This window comes from Burkholderia sp. BCC1047, assembly GCF_902833155.1.
In the GTDB taxonomy this organism is placed as follows: Bacteria; Pseudomonadota; Gammaproteobacteria; order Burkholderiales; family Burkholderiaceae; genus Burkholderia; species Burkholderia sola.
In genome coordinates this window covers 165,282-192,194 of the sequence record NZ_CADFEH010000011.1, presented here as the reverse complement: position 1 = coordinate 192,194, position 26,913 = coordinate 165,282, and the positions used below count along the sequence as shown (strand labels likewise).

The following is a 26,913-nucleotide window of genomic DNA, read 5'->3' as shown; positions in this document are numbered from 1 at the left end:
GGGCATTCTTATGGGTGTTCATCCGGCTGGGTTCCTGGAAGGTTGGGTGTTTGGCGACTTCCAGTCTCCCAGACTCAGTCCGGATGAACCATCGATACAACCTATTGAAGCTTCACACCTAGCGCAGCAGCGCAACGTTCTCGTCGATTCGACGCTGAATGTCCGTCAGGGTGCCTTCTGTGATGATCCCCTCGTAGCGGCGCTTCGCAATGGCCGAGAACTGGCTGGCCACGCCGCACATTCCGTCGATCATGTCGCCGGCAGCGGCTGCGGAAAGCTCGGCTTCCTTTGCCAGTCCGAGCAATGCCGCCCGGTCGATCCGCAGCGCCTCGCCCATGACGTCCATTTGGTGGTAACCGCCCGGCCCCTCGCAGAATGTCACGTCGTAGGCCGGCGCGAGTTTCCACTGGCCGGATCGCGACATGACGTATGCGAAGTTTTTCGGATGATCGTCGCGATTGTTGAACGCGACATTGAAGACAGCCCGTTCAAACGCCCGCGCCTTCTCGCGTACGTCGTTGGTGCACATGTGAGTCGCGCGCAAGAAGTTCACGTAGTCCAGCGCACCCGGCGTTTTGTAATCGGCACCGGTAAACGCGGCAACGCTTTGCATGGGCACGCGCAGACCGTCCCGTCGATCGAAACGCCGGGACGCAAATGCCGCCATCCCGTCAGGCAAATTGAAATGCAGCGTGTCCGGGGTCTCGATGCCGCACATGCGCAAGCACTCGGCATAGACCATTTCGATCGCGCACACCTCGGGATGCTCTTGCCGGGCCGGGAACTTGACCAACCATGCTTCAAGACCCGCCACCGCGGCCGTGGTAAAAGCGCCGGACTGCGGATCACGATAGACCAGGGCCTTCGGCCTGGCACCCTGCGGAGAGCCGCCCACCTGCAGCAGTTGATGAAGGAATTCGCCGCCCTCACCATCGAGGACTTCCTGTACCTCGGCCGCGAGCCGGTCGAGAGGAATATCCGGCTGCGGTGCCTGGATCTCGAGCGCGACCGGTTCGAACGACAGGGCGCCCATTGCGTGGTTGCCAATGTAAGCCAACCGCTCCAGCGGCCCGATGCGTGCCGCGTTGAGACCGCGGCGTTTGAACAAGCGGTCCGTGAGCAACATGCCCCATCCGTCGGGCAGCGCGTCATAGACCGGGCCGGGCAATCCCATCTGGTGGGACGGAAAGTCCTTGCGCAGCCTCGCTCCATGCAATGGAAGCGCATAAGACGATAGTTCCAGCCCCCTCTTGCGCGCGTCATCGCTATATTCGAATACGATCAACGGGCGCCCCGTGATCGCCGTCGTAGAAACCATCGATCCCCACAGCCAGTGCTCCCCCCAGCCGTCGTAGTAGACATCGATCCGCTCGATCATTTCTGGTTGCCCCGCTTGACGCGCTGACGTTTGGCGCTTTTTTCATACCGGTGAACGTCTTCCAGGCTATCGAGCTTCGGCAGGAACAATCCTTCGAGTTCCTTGCTTCGTCCCAGGACCATGGCTACACGAACGACCGTCTCGAGGCTCACATTGCGTCCGGATTCCAGATTGGACACGGTATTGGAACCGACGCCGGCACGCGCGGCTACGTCGCTCTGCGTCAGTTGCAACGCCAGCCGCTCCGTGCGAAGCCTCGCGCAAAGCAGTGTGACGATTTCGTCGGGCTTGCGAAAACTTAATTCCAACATAGTGGGCCTTCCCGGGCTATATCTCTCGTAACTCACAATATTATAGAGTTATAGGGAAAATGCACTCAGGGAATATAATTCCCACATATTAGATCTTATGGCACAATTTTCGCAGTTAATCCACTCCAAGACAGAATTGGTGCGTCAGCGATGCATGCTCTTCCCTACCCGCCAGAGACGCCATGTCGTGGATGGATCGCCGCGCTCATCGATGCGTTTACGGGCCTTGGCGTGAGCCCGCTAGCGAGCAACCGCCTCCGGCGTGCTGACGGCTGCGATCGCCGTCGCTCGCCGCTCCGCCAGCTTCTGCGCGAACCGATACGCCACAAGCGAACCCGCCACTGCCAGCAACATCGGCACGAGGCTGTCGTGATTCGCACGCGTGAATTCGAGCATCAACACGACGGCCGTGATCGGCATCTGCATCGACGCAGCGAGAAACGCGGTCGCGCCGATCAGCGCGCATCCGCCGAGCGATGCGCCCGGCCACACGGCGCTCCACAATCCGCCGAGCACGACACCGAGCAGCGCGCCGTTCGCGAGACCCGGCGTCAGCAGCCCGCCTTCCGCGCCGGCCCGCAGGCTGCCGGCCTCGATCAGCACCTTCAGCACGAGCAGCGTCGCGGCGAAGCCGATCGTCAGCGTGCCGTCGAAACCCAGCGCCGCCGGGCCCTTGCCGTTGCCGAGCAGTTGCGGAAACCCCATCGCGAGCACGCCGACCACCGCGAAGTTCAGCAGCGCGAACACCGGGAGCCGCCAGTCCTTCGGCGCGTTCGCACGCGCGCGGGTCGTGAGCCGCACGAAACCGTACGCGGCGAAACCGAACAGCGGCCCGCAGACGATCGACCATGCGACGAGCGGCGTGCTCAGCACGAACGCCGGCACCGTGTACTGATGCTCGTTGCCGAGGCCGATCCACGCGACGACCGCCGCGATCGCGGACGTCACGACCGCCACGATCAGCGTCCGCAGTTCGAACGTGCCGAGCAGCACCTCGAGCACGAAAATCGCGCCGCCGAGCGGCACGTTGTAGACGGCCGCGAGCCCCGCGCCGGCGCCGCACGCGACCATCAGCCGGCAGTCGTCGGGCGTGAGTCGCGCCGCGTGGGCAAACCGCCCGGCGAGCAGCGAGCCGATCTCGCGCGGCGCGACTTCGCGGCCGAGCGGCGAGCCGAGCGCGACGGTGACGATCTGCAGCAGTGCGTGAACCGTCGTGCTGACGAATGGCATCCGCGGATCGGCCGCGCGCACCGCGCGACGGATGCTGACGAGCGGCCGGCCATACCGGTAAAGCGCCCACCAGCCGCCGCCGGCGACGATCCCGCAGACGGCCAGCACCGCGACCCGGCGCAGCGGCTCGGCCGCGGTCACGCCAGTGAGGAAGCTCTCGGACCCGATCACGTGCGCGATGCTGTAGCCGTACGCGACGTGCTGGATCGCATGCAGCAGCAGCGCGAGCAGCATGCCGCCGAGCCCCGCGCCGATGCCGGTCAGGACCGTGACGACGGCCAGGCGCGCGAACGGGCTGGCAGTCGGCGAAGAAGCAGCGGGAGCGGACGGAAGATCGAGGCGCATGGGGTCGGCGAACGAAGAGAGAAAAGGACGGTGCGCAGGTGGCACGCCGTCGTCAGGACCGAATCGTAGGCCCGCGCCTCTCATGAAACAAACGTATTTTTCGAATCGACTGATGTATTTTGCGAATACATGAAGGCCAGCGGGCCACGATGGCCCACCTTCCGCATCAATCCGGATACGTAATGCGCTCCGGTTCGCGCCGCATGATGACCTTCCCGTGGCGCATCGACAGCGTGGCCTTCGCCTGCCGGCGTACGGCTTCGTAGTCGCTGTCCGCGTCGAGCACGACGAGATTGGCCGGCCGCCCGACCGCGATGCCGTAGCCATCGCCCAGATGCATCGTCGTCGCGCTGTGGTCGGTCACGAAGTCGAGGCAGCGCTGCAGGTCCTGGTAACCCATCATGTGGCAGATATGAAGGCCCGCGTCGAGCACGCGCAGGATGTTGCCGTTGCCGAGCGGATACCACGGGTCCTTGATCGAATCCTGCCCGAAGCACACGTTGATCCCGGCACGGTCGAGTTCCGCGACGCGCGTGACGCCGCGCCGCTTCGGAAACGTGTCGAAGCGCCCTTGCAGATGGATGCTCTCGGTCGGGCACGAGATGAAGTTCAGTCCCGCCCGCTTCAGCAGCCGGAACAGCTTCGAGCAGTACGCGTTGTCGTACGAACCCATCGCGGTCGTGTGGCTCGCGGTGACGCGCGCCCCCATGCCGCGCACGCGCGCTTCTTCCGCGAGCACTTCGAGAAAGCGCGAATGCGGATCGTCGGTCTCGTCGCAGTGCACGTCGACGAGGCAGCCCGTGCGTTCCGCGAGATCCATCAGGAAGCGGATCGAGCTGACGCCCTGCTCCCGCGTGTTCTCGAAATGCGGGATCCCGCCGACGACGTCCGCGCCGAGTTCGATCGCCTGCTCCATCAACGCGCGGCCGCCGTCGAACGATTCGATGCCCTCCTGCGGGAACGCGACGATCTGCAGGTCGATCAGCCCGCGCGCCTCGTCCTTCACTTCGAGCATCGCCTTCAGCGCGGCCAACGTCGGATCGGTCACGTCGACGTGCGTGCGCACGTGCTGGATCCCGTGGTCGCGCAGCATGCCAATCGCCGCATGCGCGCGTGCTTTCGTGTCGTCGTGCGTGATCGTCGCCTTGCGCTCGGCCCAGCGCTCGATGCCCTCGAACAGCGTGCCGCTCATGTTCCACGCGGGTTCGCCGGCCGTCAGTACTGCATCGAGGTGGATATGCGGCTCGACGAGCGGCGCAATCGCGAGCCGGCCGCCGCCATCGATATGGTCGGGGTTCGTCGACGCGATCGGTGCGGTTTGCGCATCGATCCGCGCGATCTTGCCGGCATCGATGCCGATCGTGAACAGGCCGTCGCGGCCGCGCAGACGTACGTTGAACAGGTTCATGGGGGCCTCTTGTCGTATGCGTTGACACGGCCGCGCGATCTGCATCGGCGGCCGTGCGGTCCGGACAATCAGTATGGAGGAAAAGCAGCGATGCGCGCACGTACCGCGCATGTTGCATCGACACGACAGCAGGGCCGCGCCGGAGGACAGCCGCAGGCTGGCCGTCGCGCAAGAACCGCCGGCCGGCGCGGGCGCATCGCGTCGTGTCGGTTTTGTGAACGACTCTTGCAGGATCCGGAACAGTGCGCTCGCGGCCGCCCGGCCCTTGCGCGCGCCGCGCATTCCTATACTTGCGCCGAACTTTGGTTTCCCGTCCCACACGCAGGAGCTTCACCTTGAAAAAAACCCTGATCGCCGGCGCGTGCGCCGCCGCCCTGTTCGCGCCGCTCGCCCACGCGCAAAGCTCGGTCACGCTGTACGGCCTGATCGACGCCGGCATCGCCTATACCAACAACGTGAACGGCGCGTCGCAGTGGCGCATGGCGACCGGCACGATCAACGGCAGCCGCTTCGGCCTGCGCGGCACCGAGGATCTCGGCGGCGGCCTGAAAGCGCTGTTCGTGCTCGAGAACGGCTTCAACGCGAACAACGGCGGGCTCGGCCAGGACGGCAAGCTGTTCGGCCGGCACGCATATGTCGGCCTCAGCCAGGCCGGCTACGGCACGCTGACGCTCGGCCGCCAGTACGACACGATGGTCGATTTCGTCGCGCCGCTGTCCGCGACGTCCGGCGATTTCGGCGATACGGGCTTCGCGCATCCGTTCGACAACGACAACCTGAACCACTCGCTGCGCATCAACAACGCGGTCAAGTACACGAGCGATACGATCGCGGGCTTCAAGGTCGGCGCGCTGTACGCGTTCTCCAACTCGGCGAACTTCAGCGCGAACCGCGCGTACAGCGTGGCCGCGAGCTACACGAACGGCCCGCTGAAGCTGGCCGGCGCCTACCTGCAGATGAACGGCACGAAGGGCTCGACGAGCGCGAGCCCCGGCGCGACCGATTCGGCCGAAGCGAAAAGCCTGAACCAGGGCGGCTGGTCGATCGGCTCGGACCGCATGCGCAGCTACGGCGGCGGCGTCAGCTACGTGTTCGGCCCGGCGACCGTCGGCTTCGTCTACACGCGCTCGCAGTACGACAACACGGGCGCGTTCGGCTCCAGCGGCCAGATCGCGTTCAACAACTACGACGTGAACGTGCGCTATGCGGTGACGCCGGCCGTCAGCGTCGGCGCGGCCTATGTGTACACGGACGCCAGCGTGTCGAATCCGGACAGCAAGCACGGCAGCGATCCGAAGTGGCATCAGGCCAACCTGCAGGCCGTGTACAAGCTGTCGCGCCGCACCGACCTGTACGCGGAAGCGATGTTCCAGCATGCGTCGGGCCGCGGCTACCAGGCGTTCATCAACACGTCGGGCGGCGCATCGAGCACCGCGAACCAGGTGGTCGGCACGATCGGCATGCGCACGCGGTTCTGACCGGCATCGCGCGACGTCGTCCGCCTGCAGGAGCCGTGTGCACACACGGGTTCAGTGGCCGCGGGCGACGCCGCCAATGTTGTTCCTTCTGGAACGCAGCCCTCCTGGAATCGGGGTGTTTGCACGCGGACTCGCTCCGTAGACTGACGTCGAAGGTCGGCGCCGCGCGCAGCGTGTCGATCCGGCCACCCACCCCTTATTCAGGAGAACCTCGTGAAATCGCTCGTCGTTACCGCCGCCGCTGCCGTCCTGCTTGCCGCACCGGCCCTGTCGTTCGCCCAGCAGGCGAAGTCGCCCGTCACGCGCGCGCAGGTGCTGCAGGAGCTGATCGATCTCGAATCGGTCGGCTACAACCCGGCGCGCGGGGAAATCGGCAACTATCCGGACGACATTCTCGCGGCGCAAGAACGACTGCAGGCGAAGCGTCTCGCCGAACGGAAAGCGGCGCGAGCCGCCTACGGCCCGACCGGCGAGCCGGCAACCGAATCGGGCGCGGCGGCCAAGCCCGCGCTGTGACGGCGCGCGTCGCTCGCCTCCAGCATGGATGGCGAGCGACGCGGTTCCGGCATGGGCATGAAGCAACCCGCCGCGCGCCGATGCGCCCGCGCGGTCCAGGCGGCCTGCGCTCAGGCGGCCTGCGGTTCGCGATCGATCGCGTTCAGCATCTCGACGTCGCGCGCGATCATCGTCGGCACCTGCGCGCGCAGCATCTCGACCCAGGTCCGCACCTTCGCATCGACGAAGCGGCGCGACGGGTACAGCGCATACACGTTCATCTTCTGCAGGATATGCGCGGGCAGCACGCGGACAAGCGAGCCGTCGCGCAGCGCGTCGATCGCCGAATACAGCGGCAGCATGCCGATCCCGATGCCGTCGCGGATCGCAAGCGCGAGCGATTCGGCGGTATTGGTCTGCACGGGCCCCGCGACGTGGATCTGCTCGACGCCTTCGGGCCCTTCGAGCACCCATTCGTGCGTCGGAAACGCCGGCGTACACAGCGTCAGGCACGCATGCGCGGCGAGATCCTGCGGGCGGGCCGGCACGCCGTGCCGTTTCACGTAGTCGGGCGATGCGCACAGAATGCTGAACGTCGAGCCGAGCAGGTGCGACACGAGTTCCGAATCGGGCAGCGACGACGCGGTGACGACGGCCGTGTCGCTCGTGCCGTCGAACAGGTCGGGCATGCGCTGCGACAGCGACAGTTCGATCGACACGTCCGGGAATTGCGCGTGATAGCGCGTCAGCGTGGGCAATACATAGTGATGACCGACGCTCGCGAAGCTGTGCATGCGCAGCACGCCGGCCGGGCGCTCGTGCGCGCAACTCGCCTCTTCTTCCGCGCGGTCGACGTCGGCGAGGATCTGGCGGCAGCGCCGCAGATAGCTTTCGCCGGCCGACGTGAGCGCGAGACGGCGCGTCGAGCGATTCATCAGACGGGTGCGCAAACGCGCCTCCAGCTCCGACACCGCGCGCGACATCGCGCCCGTCGTCGAATTCAGCGATTGCGCGGCGGCGGTGAAACTGCCCGTCTCGACGACGCGCGAAAACACCCGCATGTTTTGTAGGGTATCCATTCCTGTGAGCGACCTGTAGCGGAGCCGCCATTTTCCTCCACTGGATGCGACAGATTGTTACTCCGGCTGCAACTATCGTTTCCCCGCAACTGCGTTAATGCGCGGGCGCCGCGCTCCTACAATCGGCGCCTCATCAGTCGAACGGACCCGTTCGGACGCGCCGCGGCACCTCGCGCGGTCGGCCTTGGGCCCCTTTTTCATGAAGCCACCACCTGCGATCGCGCGACCTTCCATCGAACCGGCACGATGGAGGCGATGGCTCGATCCGCTCGGCAACGCGGCGCGCGACTGGGCCGTGACCGACGGACTGATCTGGCTGCACCTCGCGAAAACCGTGCTCGCGGCGCTGCTGGCGATGGGCATCGCGATGCGTCTCGAGATGTCGCAGCCGCGCACCGCGATGACCACCGTGTTCGTGCTGATGCAGCCGCTGTCGGGGATGGTGTTCGCGAAGAGCTTCTACCGCGTGCTCGGCACGGCGGCAGGCCTCGTCGGCGCGCTCGCGCTCGGCGGGCTGTTCGCGCAGCAGCCCGAGCTGTACATGGCCGGCATCACGCTGTGGATCGGCGGCTGCATCGCGCTCGCGGTGCGCAACCGCCACTTTCGCTGGTACGGCTTCGTGCTCGCCGGCTACACGGCCGCGCTGATCGGCCTGCCGGCCGTGATGACGCCGCAGACGCTGTTCCAGTCCGCGCTCACGCGCGCCGCGGAAGTCGCCCTCGGCATCGCGTGCTCGGGCGCGGTCAGCGCGCTGATCCTGCCGTTGAGTTCCGCGAAGGCGCTGATGCGCTCGCTGAGCGCGCGCCACGCGACGTTCGCGGCGTTCACGGCCGGCGCGCTGTCGGGCGACGTCGCGCGCGGCGATTTCGAGCGGCGCTTCGCCGATTTCGTCGACGACATCGTCGGCTTCGAAGCGAACCGTGCATTCGCGTCGTTCGAGGATCCGCACATTCGCGCGCGCAGCCGCCGGCTCGCGCGGCTGAACAGCGAGTTCATGAACGCATGTACGCGGCTGCATGCGCTGCACCAGCTCGTCAAGCGGCTGCGTGCGAATCGGTCGGACGCGGTGCTCGACGCGCTGGCGCCGCACGTCGACGCGCTCGCACTGCGCTTCGCCGCGTTGCGCGACGAACGCCAGCGCGGCATCGCGCCGGCCACCGGCGCGATGCTCGAACTGCGCCGCTTTCACAGTGCGTTGCCGAAGGCCGCGCGCGCGTCGCGGCGGGCCATCGAGGACCATGCGGCCGGCGGCCTGCTCGACTTCGATACCGCGATCGAACTGCTGTACCGGTTCATCGGCGAATATCTCGGCTACGTCGACACCTATGCGTCGCTCGACCAGGACGATCACGCGTTCGAGCGCTCGGTCACGCACTACGCGGTGAAAACCAATGCGTTCTTCGTCGGTTTTGCGTTCCTGCGCACGGTGGTTGCCGTCGGCGCGATGAGCTCGTTCTGGATCGCGTCCGAATGGCCGAGCGGCTCGCTCGCGGTCATCGCCACCGCGATCGCGTGCGCGCTCAGCTCGACGTCGCCGCGCGCGCCGAAGTTCGTCGCGCAGATGGGCGTCGGCGCGGCGTTCGCGACCGCCGTCGGCTACCTGTTCCTCTGCTACGTCTATCCGAACATCGACGGTTTTCCGCTGCTGTGCGCAGCGCTCGCGCCGGTGCTCGGCCTCGGCGCGTTTCTCGCGATGCGGCCGGGCCTGTCCGGCTACGGGATCGGCTTCGCGGTGTTCTTCTGCCTGCTCGCGGGCCCCGACAACACCATCGCGTATACGCCCGAAGTGCTGATCAACAACGGGGTGGCGGTCGTCGTCGCGATGCTGGCGTGCTCGCTCGTGTTCGCCGTCGTGTTCCCGACGCACATGCCCTGGCTCACCGGCCGGATCGCGCACGACTTGCGCCGCCAGGTGACGCTTGCGTGCGAAGGCGCGCCGGACGGCCTCGCGCAACGCTTCCAGTCGAGCACGCACGACCTGATGGCGCAACTGCGTACGCTGCTGGTGCGCCGCACGCGGCAGCATCGCGATGCACTGCGCTGGATGCTGTCGACGCTCGAGATCGGCCACGCGGTCATCGACCTGCGCGACGAGCTGCACGCGTTCGGCGCGGCGAAACCGCCGCAGACGCTGCGCTGGACCGGCTCGATCGATGCGGTGCTGCTCGAGCTGCCACGCTTCTTCGACGATCCGACGCCCGCCCGCCATGCGCGCACGCTGAAATCCGTGAATCTCGCGATCCGCGCGGCGCAGCACGCGCTGCAGGCGTGGTACGCGGTGCCCGACGCGCGTCGCAACATGCAGCGGATCGTCGGCTGCCTGCACTTCATGCGCAGCGCGCTGCTCGACAAGGACGCGCCGTTCAACCGGCACCGCCATTGAAGATCGATGCGCGCGCAACGGGATCGTTGTTCCGGATGGAAATAAGCTCTACAGGCGCGGCGATTAATCTTTAAGCAGTGCGAGCCTATAGTTTCCTCACTGCCAGCGAGACTGGCACTCATCCAGGAGAAACAACATGAAGCCGCTGCACCTCGCCCTCGTTGCCCTGTCGCTCACCGCTGCCGTCGCTCATGCGCAGCCGGCGCCGGCAGACGCCGCACCGCAACAGGCGAACCGCGCCGAGGCGATCCAGGCCGCCGGCCGCGTCGATCGTGCGCAATCGAAGCAGGAAGACCCGAACGCGTGCGTCGGCCCCGTCAGCTTCTGCAACATCTACTTCGGCAGCTGAGCATGACGCCGCGTCGTCACGGCCAGACCCGCATCGCCCGCACCGCATGCATGACGTGCGCGGGCGGACGGCGGTCCGACCGATCGCCGCATCGCCGCCCCGCACCACGCCGCTTCGATTGAAGCGGCGCTTGCCGTTTCAGGCGCCGCGCCCCGGCCGCCAGCCCACTTCGCGCAACGCATCCAGCAAGCGCGCGTGCCCGAGCCCTTCGACCCGCGCCCCGCGCGACGCGACGTCGGCGCCCGCAACCAGCGCATTCACGATCGCTTCCTCCACCGCTTCCGCCGCCGCGACGAACAGCGCGGAAATATGGTCGTTGTTGACCATCCGCACGTCGGTGGTCGGCATGCCCTTGCTGCCGTAGTTCACCGCCGGCAAGCCGGCGTTGCCGGTCGCGAACGCGAGGAAGATGTCGCCGCTCGAATCCTCGGTGCCGCCGCCGACGCGGGCAAGCCCGACACTCGCGCGCTGCGCGAGACGCGTGCATTGATGCGGCAGCAACGGTGCGTCGGTCGCGATCGTGACGACGATCGAGCCCATGCCGGCCTCGCCTTTCGCGTCGGCTTCGCGAAACGGCGAATGCACGTGCCGCAGCACTTCGCCGACCGGGTAGCCGGCCACGCGCAGCATCTCGCGCACGCCGTAGTTCGCCTGCACGAGCGCGCCGACCGTCCAGCCGCCCGCATCGCTCGCCAGCACGCGCGACGCGGTGCCGATGCCGCCCTTGAACTCGTGGCAGATCATGCCCGTGCCGCCGCCCACGCCGCCTTCGGCGACCGGCCCCGACTGCGCGGTGGCCAGCGCGCGCTGCACGTGCGCGGCGTTCACGTGCTGCCCCCAGATGTCGTTCAGCAGTCCGTCGTAGGTCTCCATCACGACCGGCATGCACCAGTACACGCGGCCGCCCGCCGCTTCGCGTTCGTTCGCGACCAGCGCGTCGCGTACCGCGCCGACGCTGTGCGTGTTCGTATAGGCGATCGGCGTCGTCAGCAAGCCCGCTTCGCGGATCCATTCGAGCCCGGTCGCGTCGCCGTTGCCGTTCAGCACGTGCACGCCCGCGAAGCACGGCGAATCGTGCGCGGCACCCCCGCGCGGTTCGATGACGGTGACGCCGGTGCGGATCGACGCGTCGCCGTTCTCGACGTTCAGCGTGCAATGACCGACCCGCACGCCCGGTACGTCCGTGATCGCGTTGAAGCGGCCCGGCGTGCCGAGTCCGATGCGGATGCCGAGATCCCTCGTGCGCATGATGCCATTCCTCCTGTCTTTCGATGATTCGGTGTATCGGTGATGCCCGGTGTCGAACCGATGCTCAGAGCGCGCGGAATGCCGCGCTGTGGCGCGCCCACATGACGTACATCACGAGCGCCGCGACCAGCAGCCCCGCGATGATGATCAGGTCGGTCGGCTTCGTCGCCGTCGCCAGCGTCGTGTAAAGCGTGTACGCGGCACCCGCGACCGCGACGAGCGGCGTCACGGGCCACAGCGGCATCCGGTAATGATGCTCGACGTCGCGACGCACGAACCGGCTCGCGAGCGCGGCCAGCCCGACGACGAGGTAGATCAGCAGCAACAGGTCGACCGTGAATGCGGTCAGTTCATCGAGGCTCGACACGAACACGAGCCCGGCCGACGGTATCGCGAGCGCGATCGTCGCGAGCCACGGCGATTCGAGGCGCGGATGGATCGTCGAGAACGCGCGGTTGCAGGTGCGCGACCACAGCGCATGCCGGCCGCTGCTGTACAGCAGGCGGCCCATCGCGATCACGATCGCGATGATCGCGTTGAACACCGACAGGAAGATCCCGCCGCTGACCACGCGCGACACGGCCGGATTGCTCAGCGAGCGCACGACATAGCCGATCGGATCGGCGCTCTTCGTCAGTTCCGTCAGCGACGGCGCGCCGAGCACGATCGCGGTGAGCGGCACCAGTTCGACGACGAGGATCACGAGCAGCGAATAGATCACCGCCTTCGCGACGTTGCGGTTGCCGCCGCGCAAGTCCTCCGCGAGATAGGCGGCCGAGCCGAAGCCGTTGTAGCAGAAGATCGCAGTGCCGATCGCGGGCACGATGGCCGCGAGCGTGGCCGGCACCAGCGCGTTGCCGCTCGCGACGACCGGCGCGATCAGCACGTCGGCGCCGCGATGCGGCGACCCGAAGCCGAGCCCCGCGATCAGCATCAGCACGCCGATTTCGACGACCAGGAACGCGCCGGTGATCCACGCATTCGTCTTGATGTTCAGCATGCCGAGCAGATAGCTGAGCAGCACGATCGTCAGCGCGACCGACTGATTGCCGAAGTGCGTGCCGAGCGCGCTGTTCAGGTACGGCGCGGCGCCGCTCGCGAGCACGGCCGGAATGAACACGCTGACGGACAGCACCGTGATGAAGGTCAGGTAGCCGGGCAGCGTGCCGAACACGCGCTTGGCCATCACGTATTCGCCGCCCGCGCTGCGGTGCGCGGCACTGAGTTCCGCATAGCAGAGCGCGAACGCCAGCGCGAGCACGCCGCCGAGCACGAACGACAGCACCGCGCCGCTGCCGGCCTGCTGGATCGCGAACGGCGCGATCACGAAGATCGAGCTGGCCGGGGTCACGCCCGATACGGTGATCATCACAGCGTCGCGCACGCTGAGCGTCTGCGACAGCGCGCGCGGCGCGTCTTCCGTTGCAGAGGCCGCTTGCAGCGTGCCCGTCGATTCCGACATCATCGCCATTTCGTGCTCCTTTGTTCCTTTGCCGCCTTTTTTTGAACACCCATACTCGGGCCCGATTGATTGCGTGGCAGTCTAGGAAGCCAATTTCAGGACCGCTATTCCCCCTTCGTGTTACGCCCTTCCGGTGGTGGTATGGATCGTCTCTTTTCCGAAATCGCGATGCACCAGGCGCTCGGCCGCGCAATCGATCATCTCGGCCAGCCGCGTTTCTGGCGGTTCCTCGTGCTGCTGCTCAACGAAATGGCGCCGTTCGACAACGCGCTCGCGACCGCGATCGGCCGCGACGGCGTGCCGCTCGTGCTCGACGAATACGACACGGGCGGCGCCGACACCGCGTCGCCGGTGCCGCTTTACCTGAACGGGTTATATCTGCTCGATCCGTTCCTGCAGGCCGCGCACGACGGGCTCGCCGACGGCTGCTACCGGCTCGAGGAAGTCGCACCCGACCTGTTCCGGCAGAGCGAATATTTCCTGAGCTATTTCCGCGACGCGGTCGGCGACGACGAGATCCAGATTCTCGTGCGACCGAACGCCGATACGCTGCTGTCGCTGTCGCTCGGTGCGTCGACGCGCTTCGACGTCGAGCCGCTCGGCAAGCTGACGGCCGCGATGCCGTGGGTGCTCGCGGTCATCCGGCAGCATTGGCGACTGGTGGGCGATGCCGCGCGCGCCACGCCCGACGCGGACCTCGGCGCACGCGTCGAGCAGGCGCTCGCGCGCTTCGGCGCGGGCGTGCTGACCGATCGCGAGATGGCGATCGCAAGAATGGTGCTGCGCGGCAATTCGTCGAAGGCGATCGCGGAGCGGCTCGCGATTTCACCGGAGACGGTGAAGGTGCATCGGCGGCATCTTTACGCGAAGCTCGGAATCTCGTCGCAGCCTGAGCTGTTTTCGCGGTTCATTCAGGCGCTGGGGGAAGACGACGCAGCCGGTTGAGCGGCGCGCGCGTCGTCGACCGGCGACGCCCCGGCGGGCGGCCCTTCGCGGGCGCCTCGCGACGGCGAAACGTCGGCTTCGCGCGGCGCGACTGCGTTCACCTGCCCGATTCGATGAACCCGCCATCGGGCGCCGGGTGCGGCACGTACCAGCCGAAATACACCTCGGCCTCGACAAGCCGGCCATCGTGCACGCGTAACCGTTCGGCATTGCGGAACCGCCTGCCGGCGGTCGTGACGGCTTCGTATACGACGTACACGTATTCGCCGTGCACGGCGACGTCGACGAACTCGAAAGCGGCGAGCATCGCGCTGTTCGGCCAGCAGCGTGCGAGATATGCATCGCGATCGAGCCGGTTGTCGAGCGGGCTCGTGAAATGGAAATCCGGCGCGATCAGCGCTTCGATCGCGTCGCGGTCCTTGTCGACATACGCGCGATAGCTGGCGCGCGCAACATCGCCTGGATCCTGAAGCATCGTCGTCCCCTCCCGGAAGGATCGGCGCGAGCCCGGCTCGCGCTGACGAAGATATTCCGGCGGAATGCGCGCGATGTCATCCACGCAAACCCGTATCGGGGTCGTTGCCGCCGCAACGCATGCGCGGCGCGGGCTCGGGGACGGATGCCGAATACCCGGGCACGACGACGATCGTCGCGCTGTTGCGCGCCGCGTGCGTGCCGCCGATATGCCCCCCGATCTTCTCGCAGCACCGCCAAAAACCGCCTATCGTGAATAAGGCGCTCCGTTCGCCGCCATTCGCCCCGCCGTGGCTCGCGCGGGCCGGCGGCGACGGCGCCGTGCTCCGGCACCATTCATCGCGATTCCGGCGCACGCTCGCCCGTGCACGCGATCGCGGCCGCCCACCGGATTATCAGGAGGCACTCATGAAAGCCGCGCTGCTCGTCAGCTCCGCCCTGCTCGCCATTGCGTCAGCTTCGGCCACGGCCCAGGGTTCCATCACGAAGGAAGAAAACGGCGCGCTCGTCGCCGCGAACGGGATGACCGTCTACTCGTTCGACAAGGACAAGCCCAACGCCGGCACCAGCGCCTGTTCGGGCCCATGCGAAACCCTGTGGCCGCCGTACAAGGCCAGCGCGACCGACGTACCGGTCGGCCCCTACACGATCGTCAAGCGCGACGACGGCAGCCCGCAATGGGCATACAAGGGCAAGCCGCTGTACTTCTATTCGAAGGACATGAAACAGGGCGAACGCAACGGCGACAACTTCAAGAACGTGTGGCACGTGGTCGCGCCTTGAGCCGGCTTGCGCCGCGTTCCGCGCGTTTCGCCGGGACGTGAAAAAGCCCGCCGCCGATCGTCGATCGGGGCGGGCTTTTGCGGCTTCGCACGTCGCGCCGGCTGCATGCGGCCGGCGCGCGCGTCGACTCAGCGGTTCGACGGAAAGCTGAACACCGTCCCTTCGCGCACGCCGGCCGACGGCCAGCGCTGCGTGATCGTCTTGCGCTTCGTGTAGAACCGCACCGCATCCGGGCCGTACGCGTGCAGATCGCCGAACAGCGAGCGCTTCCAGCCGCCGAACGAGTGGTACGCGACCGGCACCGGCAGCGGCACGTTGATGCCGACCATGCCGATCTGGATGTTGTCGCTGAAGTAGCGCGCGGCCTCGCCGTCGCGCGTGAACAGGCACGTGCCGTTGCCATATTCGTGCGCGTCGATCAGCGCCATCGCGTCGTCGAGCGACTTCAGGCGGATCACGCCGAGCACCGGCCCGAAGATCTCGTGCTGATAGATCGGCATGCCGGGTTTCACGTTGTCGAACAGGCACGGGCCGAGGTAATAGCCGCCATCGTGGCCGTCGACCTTCACGCCGCGACCGTCGACGACGAGCGTCGCGCCCGCTGCCACGCCCGCTTCGACGAAACCCGTCACCTTCTCGAAATGCTGCTGCGTGACGAGCGGGCCCATGTCGACGCCCGCGCCGTTGCCCGGGCCGACCTTCATCTTCTCGATCTCGGCCTTCAGCCCCGCGACGACCTGGTCGCCCGTTTCGTCGCCGATCGCGACGACGAGCGGAATCGCCATGCAGCGCTCGCCGCACGAGCCGTACGCGGCGCCCATCAGCGCGTTCACCGCGTTGGGGATATCGGCATCCGGCATCACGACCGCGAAGTTCTTCGCGCCGCCGAGCGCCTGCACGCGCTTGCCGTGCGCGCAGCCGGTCGAATAGATGGTTTCGGCGATCGGCGTCGAGCCGACGAAGCTCACCGCCTTCACGCGCGGATCGGTCAGGATCGTGTCGACCGCTTCCTTGTCGCCGTTCACGACGTTCAGCACGCCCGGCGGCAGGCCGGCTTCGAGCGCGAGCTCGGCCATGCGCAGCGTCGACGACGGCGTACGCTCGGATGGCTTCAGCACGAACGTGTTGCCGCACGCGACGGCCATCGGCCACATCCACAGCGGCACCATCACCGGGAAGTTGAACGGCGTGATGCCGGCGGCCACGCCGTGCGCCTGGAACTCGCTCCACGAATCGATCGCGGGGCCGACGTTCTTGCTGTGCTCGCCCTTCAGCAGTTCGGGCACGTAGGACGCGTATTCGACGTTCTCGATCCCGCGCTGCAGTTCGCCCATCGCATCGGCGAGCACCTTGCCGTGCTCGGCCGTGATCAGCGCGCACAGTTCTTCCGCGTGCTCCTCGAGCAGCGTCTTGAAGCGGCTCATCACGCGGGCGCGCTTCAGCGGCGGCGTGTTGCGCCATGCCGGGAACGCGGCCTGCGCGGACGCGATCGCGGCTTCGACGGTCAGCTTGTCGGCGAGCGCGACGCTCTTGTGCGATTCGCCGGTGGCCGGGTCGAACACCGGCTGGACCCGGCTGCCGCCGTCGACGCGCTTGCCGTCGATCAGGTGGCCGACGGTGGAGGTCACATTGCTGTCGTGTTTCATGTGTCTGGCTCTTTGGTGGATTCGGTTGTCGCTGCGAGCGAGCCGTGGCTCAGTCCACTTCGTTCAGTGCGTCGGACAGCGCGTTGACCAGGTTGTCGATCTCGCGCTTTTCGGCGATGAACGGCGGCGCGAGCTGGATCGTGTCGCCGCCGTAGCGCACGTAGAAGCCCTTCGCCCAGCAGCGCATCGCGATCTCGTACGGGCGCCGTGCCGGTTCGCCCGGCAGCGCGGCGATCGTCAGGCCGGCGGCCAGCCCGTAGTTGCGGATGTCCGTGATATGACGCTGGCCCTTCAGCCCGTGCACGGCCGCCTCGAAATGCGGCGCGAGATCGCGCACGCGGGCCACCGCGTCTTCCTTCACCAGCAGGTCGAGCGCCGCGACGCCGGCCGCGCACGCGACCGGGTGCGCCGAATACGTGTAGCCGTGCGGGAACTCGAGCATGTACTCGGGGCCGCCCGCGGCCATGAACGTGTCGTAGATTTCCTTCGTCGCGATCACGCCGCCGAGCGGCTGCACGCCGTTCGTCACCTGCTTCGCGAAGTTCATGATGTCCGGCACCACGCCGAAGGCATCGGCGCCCGTCATCGCGCCTGCCCGACCGAAGCCCGTGATGACCTCGTCGAAGATCAGCAGGATGTCGTGCGCGGTACAGATGTCGCGCAGGCGCTTCAGATAGCCCTTCGGCGGCACGACCACGCCCGCCGAACCGGAGAACGGCTCGACGATCACGGCCGCGATGTTCGACGCGTCGTGCAGCGCGATCAGTTCGAGCAGGCGGTCGGCCAACTCGGCGCCGTGTTCGGGCATCCCGCGCGAGAACTTGTTCTCGGCCAGTTGCGTATGCGGCAGGAAATCGGCGTCGAGGCCCTGGCCGAACAGCTTGCGGTTCGGCCCGATCCCGCCGACCGAGATACCGCCGAAGTTCACGCCGTGGTAACCCTTCTCGCGGCCGATCAGGCGCGTCTTCGTGCCCTTGCCCTTCGCGCGCCAGTACGCACGGGCCAGCTTCAGCGACGTGTCGGCCGCTTCCGAGCCCGACCCCGTGAAGAACACGTAGTCGAGGCCGGCCGGCGTCAATTCCTTGATCTTGTTGGCGAGCTCGAACGATTTCGGATGGCCGAACTGGAAGGCCGGCGCGTAGTCGAGCTGCGCGACCTGGCGGCTCACCGCTTCGACGATTTCCGTGCGGCCGTGACCGAGGCCCGTGCACCAGAGACCCGACAGGCCGTCGAAGATCTTGCGACCTTCGCCGTCGGTGTAATACGCGCCCTTGCCGGACACGATCAGGCGCGGATCGGCCTTGAACTGGCGATTGGCGGTGAACGGCATCCAGTGCGCGTCGAGCCAGGCGGCGTCGGTGCGGAGGTTCGTGTCGTCGTGCTGCGCGGTGGTGATGTCGGTCATGTCGGTCGGCGCGGCGCGCCCCTCCTTCTCGTATTGATATTGCGCATTGTCGGGACGCCAATTAGTCTTTTGAATATCGCAATATCAATGTTCACTTGCGCACCTATGCAAGCAAAGAAACCGAAGAGCCGCGCGCTGCTCGGGCAGCTCAGCGACATGGATCTCCGCCTGCTGCGGGTCTTCAAGGGTGTCGTGCAGTGCGGCGGGATGGCGGCGGCCGAACTGGAACTGAATATCGGCATTTCGACGATCAGCCGGCACGTGAAAGATCTGGAGACGCGGCTCGGCCTCGTGCTGTGCCGGCGCGGCCGCGCGGGCTTCACGCTGACGCCCGAAGGGCAGACGGTGTACGAGGAAACGCTGCGGCTGCTCGCGTCGATGGAGGCGTTTCGCAGCAGAATCGACGGCATTCACGACAAGATGGGCGGAGAACTGCACATCGCGGTGTTCGACAAGACGGCGACCAACCCGCATGCACGCCTGGGCGACGCGATCCGCCAGTTCGCGGACGAGGCGCCCGACGTCGCGCTGAACCTGCACGTCGCGTCGATCAACGAGGTCGAGCGCGGGGTGATCGACGGCAGCTACCACGTCGGAATCATTCCCGCGCACCGCAATTCGGGCAGCCTCGTGTATGCGGCGCTGTTCGACGAACGGATGCTGCTGTACTGCGGCCGCCAGCATCCGCTGTTCGACGCGCCGCACGGCAAGCTCACGTGGACGACGATCCGCCACCACGCGTTCGCCGGGCTTGGCTTCCATTCGCCGAACATGGAGCTGAGCCATCGCGCGAAGCTCACGCGCAGCGCGACCGCGTCGGACCAGGAATCGATTGCAACACTGATCCTGTCGGGCCGCTATCTGGGCTTCCTGCCCGATCACTACGCGGAAAGTTTCGAAAACAAGGGGCTGATGCAGCCAATCGCGCCGCACCGGTTCAATTACCGGTGCCGGTTCGTGAGCTTGCTGCGGCGCTCGCCGCGACCGTCGCGGGCGGCGCTGCTGTTCCAGTCGTGCCTCGAAGCCGCGCATGCGGCGGTGTTGCCGGCGGCGTAGCGGCGGGTTCGGGTCCGGCTCTGGCTTTCGTTCAGGCCCCGTCGCCGCCCGCGCGCGGCTGCGCGCGCTTGCGCGTGACGAAATGGGTCGCGACGAGCGCCGCGGCAAAGCCGGACGCCGCACCGAGGCCCAGCGCCCAACGCGGGCCGAGATGGTTCGCGACCCAGCCGGCCACCGGCGCGCCGATCGGCGTGCCGCCCAATGCGACCGCGAGGCGCAGCGCCATCACGCGGCCGCGCATCGCCGGCTCGGTGGAGAGCTGCATCAGGCTGTTCGTGGAGTTCATGAAGGTGATCGCGGCGATGCCGGTCAGCACTAGCGCCGCGGCGAACGACCAGTAGCCGGGCGCCAGCGCGGCGAACGTGCAGCCGAGCCCGAACAGCGCCGCGCCGATCCACAGATGACGAAACCGCGGCTGCTCGCGGCGCGCGGCGAGCAGCGCGCCCGAGATCGTGCCGACCGCCATCATCGACGACAGGAAGCCGAACCCGCGCGCATCGACGTGAAACACGCTGGCGGCCATCGTCGAAATGAACAGCGGGAAATTGAGCCCGAACGTGCCGATCAGGAACAGCATCACGAGGATCGCCGTCAGGTCCGGGCGGCGCCACACGTAGCGGAACCCGTCGAGCAGGCTGCCGCGCGAGCGGCCTGCCCGCACGTTCGCGCGCAGTTCGTCTTCCCGAAGCCGCGACAGCGACGCCAGCACCGCGAAGAAGCTGAGCCCGTTCGCGAGAAACGCCCAGCCGGTGCCGACCGATGCGATCAGGAAGCCGGCCGCCGCCGGGCCGACCATCCGCGCGGCGTTGAACGACGTCGAATTGAGCGCGACCGCGTTCGCGAGTTCGCGGTCGCCGACCAGTTCCGCAACGAAGGTCTGCCGCACCGGCGCGTCGAACGCCGACGCGCAGCCGAACAGGAACGCGAATACATACACATGCTCGAGCCGCACCGCGCCGGTGACCGTCAGCACGCCGAGCACGAGCGCCAGCGCGCCCATCAGCGCCTGCGTCGCCATCAGCAGCTTGCGCTGGTCGAAGCGGTCGGCCGCGTAGCCGGTCCACGGCAACAGCAGCAGTTGCGGGCCGAACTGCAGCGCCATCACCGTGCCGACCGCCGATGCGTCGTGATGCGTGAGCTGCGTGAGGACGAGCCAGTCCTGCGCGGTGCGCTGGATCCACGTGCCGATGTTCGACACTAGCGAGCCGATCGCCCACACGCGATAGTTGAAGCTGCGAAGCGAGCGGAACACGCCCGCGGCCGGCACGCTCATCGCCGCTCCCGGTCGGACGCGTTGCCGCCGTGCAGTTCGCCGAAATGGCGCGCAAGGAACAGGCCGAGCACGAGGATGCCGAGGCCGAACGCCGCCGCGTCGGCCGTGATCTTCAGGTCGAAATCGCCGGCCCGGCGCACGAGCGCATAAGCAATGACGAGGTTCACGACGCCCCACACCACGTTCACGGTCGACGACGACAGCCCGCGCCCGGGCGGATGTGCGAACGGTGTCTGGAACGGCTCGCCGCGCAGCCCGCTGACGAGATGCGGCACGGCATTCGCGAGAAACGCGCCGCCGAAGAAGTACGACACGAGATGCAGGAAGTTCATGGGCGAGCCATCCTTTCAGCGAGCGGGTCGATACGGTTTACGAACGCGCCGGGTCGTGGAATTCGGCGAGCCGCTGCAGCAGCTTCACGGCCGCCGCGAGCTCGGCCTGTTCCGCCGCCGACAGTTGCGCGTGCAGCGCGCGGAACAGCCAGTCGTCCTTGGCCGCGCGGTTCGCTTGCAGCACCTTGCGGAAACCGGGCGTGAGCGCGATCAGCGTCTGCCGGCCGTCGGTCGGATCGGGCGCGCCGGCGACCGCGCCGAGCGCCTCCAGCGTCGCGACCGTCACGCGCATCGACTGCGGCCGCACGCTTTCGGCGCGTGCGAGCGCCGAGACGGTTGCCGGGCCGTCGCGATCGAGCCGCAGCAATACCGATTTCTGCGACGACGTGAGGTCGTTCGGATGGGTCTGCTCCCGCATCCGCCGCATCAGCTTGCCGACCGAGATGCGGAGTTCGCCGGCGAGACCGGCCAGTGGGAGCGTGTCGGGGGGAGACGATGGCGAGTTCATGGATTCAAGATAGCACATCGACAGTCAAACTGTACAGTTTAACTGTATATTTCGTTACGTAAGGATTGACCCGCCGCGCACACTTTCGGCGCGACGCCACGCCCCGTTCGGCCGCGCGATCCGCCTCTGCGATAATGCGGGCTTCCCGTTTCCGCCCCGCCTTCCGCCATGACGCAGCCGCCCGCCCCGCTCTCCACCGACCTGCCGCCGATCTCGTGCCTGCCCGGCGATGCACTGCCGTGGCTGCCGATGAGCGCCGACCTGCCGGGGCTCGCGATCAAGTACCTGCACATCAACGCGGCCGAGGACACGCTGACCGCGCTGCTGAAGATGCCGGCCGGCGGCATGCTGCCGCGCCATCGGCACGACGGCGAGGTGTTCGTCCATACGCTGCAGGGTGCGTGGCGCTACCGCGAATACGACTGGGTCGCGCACGCCGGTTCGACGGTGCTCGAACCGGCCGGCTCAGTGCATACGCCGGAAACGCTCGGCGCGCCGGGCGAGGACGTGATCACGCTGAACGTGATGCGCGGCGACCTCGTGCTGCTCGACGACGACGGTCGCGAAACGGCGCGCGAGAACTGCCGCGTCGCGCTGCTGCGCCAGCGCAAGCATGCGCGTACGGCGCCGGATGCGGCCACGGCGTTCGTTACGCGGTAAGACGGGGAATGACGCAGCAAGACAGGCAATGCGACGCGATCCGAATCGTGCCGCTCCCGTCCCGCGTAAGCGGCCTCCGGGGTAGGTTTCCGCCGCCCGGCTTGCTCGCTCGTTATCGAAACCGTCTGAAAAACCGCCGAATATCGTCGGCCAGCAAATCCGGCTCCTCCATCGCCGCGAAATGGCCGCCGCTCGGCATGTCGGTCCACTGCACCACGTCGAATACGCGTTCGAGCCAACTGCGCGGCGGGCGGCTGATCTCCTTCGGGAAGCGCGCGAAACCGACGGGCACCGCCAGGCGTTGCCCGGGGGCAAACCGCATCGGCTGCAGCCGGTTCTCCCAATACATCTGCATCGACGAGCCGATGCAGCCGGTGTACCAATAAAGCGAGATGCCCGTCAGCAGCGTGTCGTGCGAAAACCGCCGCGCGACGTCGCCGTCGCAATCGCTCCACGCACGGAATTTCTCGGCGATCCACGCGGCCAGCCCGAGCGGCGAATCGTTGAGTGCGACGGCCAGCGTCCGCGGCTTCGTCATGTGGACGTGCGCGTACCCGCCTTCCAGCGCGGCCCAATCGCCGCGCTGCTTCAAGAACGCCTGCTCGTCGTCGGTCAGCGGCCGCGCCGCGTCGATCGGCGGTTCGTAGCTGCCGGGCAGATAGTTCAGATGGATGCCGTCGACCACGCCCTCGTGCCGCGCGCCGAGCGCGACCGACACGCCCGCGCCCAGGTCGCCGCCCTGCGCGCCGAAGCGTCGGTAGCCGAGGCCCGCCATCAATTCCGCCCAGCAGTCGGCGACCTGGAGCGCCGACGTGCCGGCTGCCGCCGGCGCCGGAGAAAACAGGAAGCCGGGTAGCGACGGCGCGACGACGTCGAACGCGTCGTCCGGATCGCCGCCGAACGCGGCCGGATCGCACAGGCGATCGATCAGCGCATGGAATTCGAATACGGAACCCGGCCAGCCGTGCGTGACGACGAGCGGATAGGGTTTCGGGCCTGTGCCGCGCCGATGTACGAAATGCACGCGCCGGCCGCCGACGTCCGCGACGAACTGCGGCAGCCGATTCAGCGCGCGTTCCGCCGCGCGCCAATCGAAGCCGTCGGCCCAGTACGCGGCCAGTTCACGTAGCCACGCGCCGTCTACACCCTGCTGCCACGGCTCGGCAGGCGTCAGGTTCGGCGGGCGGGTGTCGTGCAGACGTCGACGCAGGTCGTCAAGTGCTTGATCGGGTATCGCAATGTCGAACGGCTCGGCGTGCATCGTGTCTCCTCGCGAAACATGTCGACGAGATTCTGCGCGATTTTCCCGACCCGCGCTGGCGGCGTACGGCGGCGCCCGTCAGCCCGTTTCCCGCTCGCCCGCCCGCGCATCGCGCCGCAACGCCTGCGGCGGCACGCCGAACCCGCGCACGAACGCGTCGCGCATGTGCCGGCGGTCGCGAAAACCGTTCTCCTTCGCGATCACGTCCAGCGGATGGCGGCTCTGTTCGATCATCAGCCGCGCCGATTCGAGCCGCAGCCGCTCGATCGCCTTCGCCGGCGACTGCCCGGTTTCGAGCGTGAACACGCGGCTGAACTGGCGCGGGCTCAGGTGCACGGCCTCGGCCAGCTCCTCGACGGTCAGTGCGCGGCCGAGATTCTGCCGCGCGTAGTTGAGCGCGTTCTGGATCCGGTCGGATTTCGGCGCAAGCTCGAGCATTTCCGAATGCTGCGACTGGCCGCCGGCCCGGCGCTGATGCATCACCAGCTTGTGCGCGACCGAGCGCGCGGCGTCGGCGCCGAGGTCCTTTTCCACCATCGCGAGCGCGAGATCGAGGCCGGCCGTCATCCCGGCCGACGTCCAGATCGGGCCGTCGACGATGAAGATCCGGTCGTCCTCGACGCGAATCTCCGGGTAGTGCCGCTGCATGTCGCGACCGAACGCCCAGTGCGTGGTCGCGCGGCGCTGCGCGAGCAGCCCGGCCTCGGCCAGCACGAACGCGCCCGTGCAGATGCCGGCGATCCGCCGCGCCTGCCCGTTCGCGCGGCGCAGGTAAGCAACGACGCCGGCCGGCGCCGGCGAGGCGAGCGGATCGTTGACGCCCGCGACGATCCACGTATCGACGCCGAGCCGCCCGCGTAGCGCGCGCGTGGCGACCGGCAGCCCGAGCGACGAGCGCACGTCGCCGCCGTCGACCGAATAGCTGTCCATCGCGTAGAACGGCGCGTCCATCCCCATGTTCGCGTACTCGAACACCGACTGCGCGGCGAGCGCCATGATCTGGAAGCCGTCGCTGATCAGAAAACCGATTCGGTGCATCTGCATTCTCCGGTTCCGTGCCGATTGGCCCGATGTCCGGAATCATACCCATCTACGTCATTTGTGTCGCAGCGCTTCGAAGCCAGAATGTCTTCACGCCATCCGGCCATCCTCATCGAAACGGAGTTACATCATGACGCAAGCACATCGCGGTACCGCTGTCATTACCGGCGCGTCGTCGGGCATCGGCGCCGTCTACGCGGACCGCCTCGCGCGCCGCGGCTACGACCTGATCCTGGTCGCGCGCAGCCGCGACCGGCTGAGCGCCCTCGCCGACCGCATCACGAACGACACGCGGCGCAGCGTCGAGATCGTCGACGCGGACCTGAACGACCGCGCGGCGCTCGCCGCCGTCGAAGCCAAGCTGAAACAGGACGCAAGCATCACGCTGCTCGTGAACAACGCGGGCATCGGCACGCATGCGCCGCTGCTCGACAGCGACGTCGACGCGATGACGCGGATGATCGACCTGAACGTGACCGCGCTCACGCGGCTGACCTATGCGGCCGTGCCCGGCTTCGTCGCGCGCGGCCGCGGCGCGGTGATCAACATTTCGTCGATCGTCGCGATCTCGCCGGAAACGCTGAACGGCGTGTACGGCGGCAGCAAGGCCTTTGTGCTCGCGTTCAGCCAGTCGCTGCATCACGAGCTCGCCGACAAGGGCGTGCAGGTGCAGGCCGTGCTGCCCGGCGCGACGGCCACCGATTTCTGGCAGACGGGCGGCCTGCCGCTGGAGCACCTGCCGAAGGAAATCGTGATGACGGCGCCGGACATGGTCGATGCGGCGCTGGTCGGGTTCGATCGCGGCGAACTCGTGACGATCCCGTCGCTGCACGCGGGTGACGAATGGGACGCGTACGAGGCCGCGCGCCGCACGATGGCGCCGCATCTGTCGGCCGATACGCCGGCGCCGCGTTACACCGCGACGCGCTAGTTGCCGGCGGGGCCCGCGCCGTGCGGTGCGGCCCGCACGCCCAGCAGCATCGCGACCGCACACGCGGCCAGCAACCCTGCGATCATCAGCATCGCCGAATCCATGCTGCCGGTGCGCGTGCGGATCACGCCGACGATCCACGGCGTGATCATCCCGCTCGATACGCCGATGCTGCTGATCAGCGCGATCCCGCCCGCTGCGCCGGCCCCCGCGAAATACGCGGACGGCACGGCCCAGAACACCGGATGCGCGGCGAAGATCAGCATCGCCGCGATCGACAGCAGCGCCATCATCGCGACGATGCTCGGCAGGTGCAGCGTCAGCAACGCGAGCGTCACCGCGCCGCCGAACGCGCACGCGGCGAAATGCCGGCGCCGTTCGCGCTTGCGGTCCGAGCGCCGCGCGATCGCGATCAGGCCTGCCGCGCCGATCGCGTTCGGCACGATCGACAGCAGGCTGATGTGCACGACGTCGTGAATGCCGAATTCGCGAATCATCAGCGGCATCCAGAACAGCAGCATCAGCAGCGCGGTCGTCAGCGAGAAATAGATGAACGCGAACAGGTAGGTACGCGGCTCGGCCAATACCTGCCGCAGCGAAGCAGCCGCGTGCGCGGGCGCATCCGCGCGATCGGCGGCCAGGTCGGCCGCGAGCCGCTGCCGGTCGTCGTCGGACAGCCAGCGCGCGTGTTCGGGACGGTCGCACAGCCAGAACCATGCGATCGCGCCGAGCAGGATCGCGGGCGCGCCCTCAATCGCGAACATCCATTGCCAGCCGTGCAGCCCGAGCACGCCGGACATCCCGCGCATCAGCCAGCCCGACAGCAGCCCGCCGATCATGCCGGCCACCGCGACGCCCGCATAGAAGATCGACAGCACCGACGCGCGCCGGCGCGCCGGATACCAGTACGTCAGATAGAACACCACCCCGGGGAAGAAACCGGCTTCGAACAGCCCGAGCAGGAACCGCAGCACGTAGAACTGCTTCGCGCTGTCGACGGTGATCATCGCGACCGACACCGCACCCCACAGGACCATGATCCGCGCGAACGTGCGTCGTGCGCCGAAGCGGCGCAGCAGCGCGTTGCTCGGCACCTCGAACAGCACGTAGCCGACGAAGAACAGCACCGCGCCGAGGCTGTACATCGCGTCGGTCAGGCCGAGATCCTGCCGCATCTGCAATTGCGCGAAGCCGATGTTGCTGCGATCGAGGATCGACACGATGTAACAGACGAACAGGAACGGCACGATCCGGATGCCGATGCGGCGGTACAGCGCGTCGTTGCCGGACACGGCGGAACCGGACACAGCCGCGTGCGCGGCGTCCGCTTGCAGGGGGATGGACATCGCTCGTCTCCTCGATGGATGCGAATACGGGCCGGACGGAAAACGCGACGCCAGTCGCCGCCGCCCGCCGACGGCAACCGGCCGAA

General features: G+C 67.5%; 25 protein-coding genes. 9 read left to right on the top strand and 16 right to left on the bottom strand.

Annotated elements, in window-relative coordinates:
- Positions 1-118 precede the first annotated feature (118 nt).
- The 4 genes from HWX55_RS14510 to codA form a co-directional block, all read right to left on the bottom strand.
- Positions 119-1,378, bottom strand: coding sequence for a type II toxin-antitoxin system HipA family toxin (locus HWX55_RS14510; protein ID WP_175976176.1), 1,260 nt, complete (start codon positions 1,376-1,378; stop codon positions 119-121).
- Positions 1,375-1,686, bottom strand: a complete 312-nt coding sequence (locus HWX55_RS14505; protein ID WP_347879628.1) for a helix-turn-helix transcriptional regulator — start codon at positions 1,684-1,686, stop codon at positions 1,375-1,377. Before HWX55_RS14505 ends, HWX55_RS14510 begins: the two co-directional genes overlap by 4 nt.
- A 243-nt stretch (positions 1,687-1,929) precedes the next feature.
- Entirely contained in the window at positions 1,930-3,264 is a 1,335-nt protein-coding gene (locus HWX55_RS14500; protein WP_175976174.1) for a chloride channel protein, read from the bottom strand.
- Between the two features lie 166 nt (positions 3,265-3,430).
- Positions 3,431-4,672, bottom strand: a complete 1,242-nt coding sequence (gene codA, locus HWX55_RS14495) for a cytosine deaminase (protein WP_175976173.1) — start codon at positions 4,670-4,672, stop codon at positions 3,431-3,433.
- 335 nt (positions 4,673-5,007) lie between these two features.
- On the opposite strand from codA, the gene HWX55_RS14490 reads away from it, so the two are divergent.
- Together HWX55_RS14490 and HWX55_RS14485 are read left to right on the top strand one after the other, a co-directional pair.
- Complete coding sequence (locus HWX55_RS14490) at positions 5,008-6,150, top strand: porin (RefSeq protein WP_050011004.1); 1,143 nt, start codon at positions 5,008-5,010, stop codon at positions 6,148-6,150.
- A 213-nt stretch (positions 6,151-6,363) separates the two neighbouring features.
- Positions 6,364-6,666 (top strand): DUF4148 domain-containing protein, encoded by a 303-nt coding sequence (locus HWX55_RS14485; RefSeq protein ID WP_175976172.1) that lies wholly within the window; start codon positions 6,364-6,366, stop codon positions 6,664-6,666.
- A 110-nt stretch (positions 6,667-6,776) separates the two neighbouring features.
- Here the strand turns inward: HWX55_RS14485 and HWX55_RS14480 are convergent, their stop codons facing one another.
- Complete coding sequence (locus HWX55_RS14480) at positions 6,777-7,724, bottom strand: LysR family transcriptional regulator (protein ID WP_124593342.1); 948 nt, start codon at positions 7,722-7,724, stop codon at positions 6,777-6,779.
- A 199-nt stretch (positions 7,725-7,923) separates the two neighbouring features.
- On the opposite strand from HWX55_RS14480, the gene HWX55_RS14475 reads away from it, so the two are divergent.
- Together HWX55_RS14475 and HWX55_RS14470 are read left to right on the top strand one after the other, a co-directional pair.
- Positions 7,924-10,107, top strand: a complete 2,184-nt coding sequence (locus HWX55_RS14475) for an FUSC family protein (protein ID WP_175976171.1) — start codon at positions 7,924-7,926, stop codon at positions 10,105-10,107.
- Between the two features lie 136 nt (positions 10,108-10,243).
- Complete coding sequence (locus tag HWX55_RS14470; RefSeq protein ID WP_012338215.1) at positions 10,244-10,456, top strand: hypothetical protein; 213 nt, start codon at positions 10,244-10,246, stop codon at positions 10,454-10,456.
- Between the two features lie 138 nt (positions 10,457-10,594).
- Here HWX55_RS14470 and HWX55_RS14465 read toward each other — a convergent pair whose 3' ends face one another.
- Both HWX55_RS14465 and HWX55_RS14460 read right to left on the bottom strand, forming a co-directional pair.
- Entirely contained in the window at positions 10,595-11,704 is a 1,110-nt protein-coding gene (locus HWX55_RS14465) for a P1 family peptidase (RefSeq protein ID WP_175976170.1), read from the bottom strand.
- Between the two features lie 64 nt (positions 11,705-11,768).
- On the bottom strand, positions 11,769-13,175 hold the full coding sequence (locus tag HWX55_RS14460; RefSeq protein ID WP_175976169.1) for an APC family permease: 1,407 nt from the start codon (positions 13,173-13,175) through the stop codon (positions 11,769-11,771).
- A 132-nt stretch (positions 13,176-13,307) separates the two neighbouring features.
- Here HWX55_RS14460 and HWX55_RS14455 point away from each other — a divergent pair, with 132 nt between their 5' ends.
- A complete protein-coding gene (locus HWX55_RS14455; protein ID WP_175976168.1) occupies positions 13,308-14,111 on the top strand; it encodes a helix-turn-helix transcriptional regulator in 804 nt (267 codons plus the stop codon).
- Positions 14,112-14,208: 97 nt separating this feature from the next.
- On the opposite strand, the gene HWX55_RS14450 is transcribed toward HWX55_RS14455, so the two are convergent.
- Positions 14,209-14,586 carry a nuclear transport factor 2 family protein gene (locus tag HWX55_RS14450; RefSeq protein WP_175976167.1) on the bottom strand — a complete coding sequence of 126 codons (378 nt, stop codon included), beginning with the start codon at positions 14,584-14,586 and terminating at the stop codon, positions 14,209-14,211.
- A 407-nt stretch (positions 14,587-14,993) separates the two neighbouring features.
- Here HWX55_RS14450 and HWX55_RS14445 point away from each other — a divergent pair, with 407 nt between their 5' ends.
- Positions 14,994-15,368, top strand: coding sequence for a hypothetical protein (locus tag HWX55_RS14445; RefSeq protein ID WP_050010995.1), 375 nt, complete (start codon positions 14,994-14,996; stop codon positions 15,366-15,368).
- 128 nt (positions 15,369-15,496) lie between these two features.
- Here the strand turns inward: HWX55_RS14445 and HWX55_RS14440 are convergent, their stop codons facing one another.
- Positions 15,497-17,014, bottom strand: coding sequence for a CoA-acylating methylmalonate-semialdehyde dehydrogenase (locus tag HWX55_RS14440; protein WP_175976166.1), 1,518 nt, complete (start codon positions 17,012-17,014; stop codon positions 15,497-15,499).
- Positions 17,015-17,063: 49 nt separating this feature from the next.
- On the bottom strand, positions 17,064-18,419 hold the full coding sequence (locus HWX55_RS14435) for an aspartate aminotransferase family protein (RefSeq protein ID WP_175976165.1): 1,356 nt from the start codon (positions 18,417-18,419) through the stop codon (positions 17,064-17,066).
- 105 nt (positions 18,420-18,524) lie between these two features.
- Between HWX55_RS14435 and HWX55_RS14430 the strand changes: the two genes are divergently transcribed.
- Positions 18,525-19,475 carry a LysR family transcriptional regulator gene (locus tag HWX55_RS14430; protein ID WP_175976164.1) on the top strand — a complete coding sequence of 317 codons (951 nt, stop codon included), beginning with the start codon at positions 18,525-18,527 and terminating at the stop codon, positions 19,473-19,475.
- A gap of 31 nt (positions 19,476-19,506) precedes the next feature.
- Here HWX55_RS14430 and HWX55_RS14425 read toward each other — a convergent pair whose 3' ends face one another.
- Genes HWX55_RS14425 through HWX55_RS14415 form a run of 3 tightly spaced genes read right to left on the bottom strand, consistent with a single transcriptional unit; the run spans position 19,507 to position 21,588 of the window.
- Entirely contained in the window at positions 19,507-20,748 is a 1,242-nt protein-coding gene (locus HWX55_RS14425) for an MFS transporter (protein WP_175976163.1), read from the bottom strand.
- Positions 20,745-21,080 carry a hypothetical protein gene (locus HWX55_RS14420; RefSeq protein ID WP_124593337.1) on the bottom strand — a complete coding sequence of 112 codons (336 nt, stop codon included), beginning with the start codon at positions 21,078-21,080 and terminating at the stop codon, positions 20,745-20,747. Before HWX55_RS14420 ends, HWX55_RS14425 begins: the two co-directional genes overlap by 4 nt.
- Positions 21,081-21,117: 37 nt before the next feature.
- Positions 21,118-21,588, bottom strand: coding sequence for a MarR family transcriptional regulator (locus tag HWX55_RS14415; protein WP_175976162.1), 471 nt, complete (start codon positions 21,586-21,588; stop codon positions 21,118-21,120).
- Between the two features lie 168 nt (positions 21,589-21,756).
- On the opposite strand from HWX55_RS14415, the gene HWX55_RS14410 reads away from it, so the two are divergent.
- Positions 21,757-22,248 carry a 2,4'-dihydroxyacetophenone dioxygenase family protein gene (locus tag HWX55_RS14410; RefSeq protein WP_175976161.1) on the top strand — a complete coding sequence of 164 codons (492 nt, stop codon included), beginning with the start codon at positions 21,757-21,759 and terminating at the stop codon, positions 22,246-22,248.
- Between the two features lie 112 nt (positions 22,249-22,360).
- Here the strand turns inward: HWX55_RS14410 and HWX55_RS14405 are convergent, their stop codons facing one another.
- Together HWX55_RS14405 and HWX55_RS14400 are read right to left on the bottom strand one after the other, a co-directional pair.
- Positions 22,361-23,509, bottom strand: coding sequence for an epoxide hydrolase family protein (locus HWX55_RS14405; RefSeq protein WP_175976160.1), 1,149 nt, complete (start codon positions 23,507-23,509; stop codon positions 22,361-22,363).
- 78 nt (positions 23,510-23,587) lie between these two features.
- Positions 23,588-24,547 (bottom strand): GlxA family transcriptional regulator, encoded by a 960-nt coding sequence (locus HWX55_RS14400; protein ID WP_175976159.1) that lies wholly within the window; start codon positions 24,545-24,547, stop codon positions 23,588-23,590.
- Positions 24,548-24,680: 133 nt separating this feature from the next.
- Here HWX55_RS14400 and HWX55_RS14395 point away from each other — a divergent pair, with 133 nt between their 5' ends.
- A complete protein-coding gene (locus tag HWX55_RS14395) occupies positions 24,681-25,481 on the top strand; it encodes an SDR family oxidoreductase (RefSeq protein WP_175976158.1) in 801 nt (266 codons plus the stop codon).
- Here the strand turns inward: HWX55_RS14395 and HWX55_RS14390 are convergent.
- Positions 25,478-26,827: an MFS transporter gene (locus HWX55_RS14390; protein WP_175976157.1), complete on the bottom strand. Its 1,350-nt coding sequence runs from the start codon at positions 26,825-26,827 to the stop codon at positions 25,478-25,480. The two genes, HWX55_RS14395 and HWX55_RS14390, sit on opposite strands and share 4 nt — an antisense overlap.
- Between the last annotated feature and the right edge of the window lie 86 nt (positions 26,828-26,913).

Coding starts and splice junctions, on each gene's coding strand:
- HWX55_RS14480 (WP_124593342.1), bottom strand. CDS start 7,724: ATGGATACCCTACAAAACATGCGGGTGTTTTCGCGCGTCGTCGAGACG.
- HWX55_RS14425 (WP_175976163.1), bottom strand. CDS start 20,748: ATGAGCGTGCCGGCCGCGGGCGTGTTCCGCTCGCTTCGCAGCTTCAAC.
- HWX55_RS14420 (WP_124593337.1), bottom strand. CDS start 21,080: ATGAACTTCCTGCATCTCGTGTCGTACTTCTTCGGCGGCGCGTTTCTC.
- HWX55_RS14400 (WP_175976159.1), bottom strand. CDS start 24,547: ATGCACCGAATCGGTTTTCTGATCAGCGACGGCTTCCAGATCATGGCG.
- codA (WP_175976173.1), bottom strand. CDS start 4,672: ATGAACCTGTTCAACGTACGTCTGCGCGGCCGCGACGGCCTGTTCACG.
- HWX55_RS14465 (WP_175976170.1), bottom strand. CDS start 11,704: ATGCGCACGAGGGATCTCGGCATCCGCATCGGACTCGGCACGCCGGGC.
- HWX55_RS14440 (WP_175976166.1), bottom strand. CDS start 17,014: ATGAAACACGACAGCAATGTGACCTCCACCGTCGGCCACCTGATCGAC.
- HWX55_RS14405 (WP_175976160.1), bottom strand. CDS start 23,509: ATGCACGCCGAGCCGTTCGACATTGCGATACCCGATCAAGCACTTGAC.
- HWX55_RS14460 (WP_175976169.1), bottom strand. CDS start 13,175: ATGGCGATGATGTCGGAATCGACGGGCACGCTGCAAGCGGCCTCTGCA.
- HWX55_RS14430 (WP_175976164.1), top strand. CDS start 18,525: ATGCAAGCAAAGAAACCGAAGAGCCGCGCGCTGCTCGGGCAGCTCAGC.
- HWX55_RS14415 (WP_175976162.1), bottom strand. CDS start 21,588: ATGAACTCGCCATCGTCTCCCCCCGACACGCTCCCACTGGCCGGTCTC.
- HWX55_RS14435 (WP_175976165.1), bottom strand. CDS start 18,419: ATGACCGACATCACCACCGCGCAGCACGACGACACGAACCTCCGCACC.
- HWX55_RS14390 (WP_175976157.1), bottom strand. CDS start 26,827: ATGTCCATCCCCCTGCAAGCGGACGCCGCGCACGCGGCTGTGTCCGGT.
- HWX55_RS14500 (WP_175976174.1), bottom strand. CDS start 3,264: ATGCGCCTCGATCTTCCGTCCGCTCCCGCTGCTTCTTCGCCGACTGCC.
- HWX55_RS14510 (WP_175976176.1), bottom strand. CDS start 1,378: ATGATCGAGCGGATCGATGTCTACTACGACGGCTGGGGGGAGCACTGG.
- HWX55_RS14475 (WP_175976171.1), top strand. CDS start 7,924: ATGAAGCCACCACCTGCGATCGCGCGACCTTCCATCGAACCGGCACGA.
- HWX55_RS14470 (WP_012338215.1), top strand. CDS start 10,244: ATGAAGCCGCTGCACCTCGCCCTCGTTGCCCTGTCGCTCACCGCTGCC.
- HWX55_RS14410 (WP_175976161.1), top strand. CDS start 21,757: ATGACGCAGCCGCCCGCCCCGCTCTCCACCGACCTGCCGCCGATCTCG.
- HWX55_RS14445 (WP_050010995.1), top strand. CDS start 14,994: ATGAAAGCCGCGCTGCTCGTCAGCTCCGCCCTGCTCGCCATTGCGTCA.
- HWX55_RS14455 (WP_175976168.1), top strand. CDS start 13,308: ATGGATCGTCTCTTTTCCGAAATCGCGATGCACCAGGCGCTCGGCCGC.
- HWX55_RS14450 (WP_175976167.1), bottom strand. CDS start 14,586: ATGCTTCAGGATCCAGGCGATGTTGCGCGCGCCAGCTATCGCGCGTAT.
- HWX55_RS14395 (WP_175976158.1), top strand. CDS start 24,681: ATGACGCAAGCACATCGCGGTACCGCTGTCATTACCGGCGCGTCGTCG.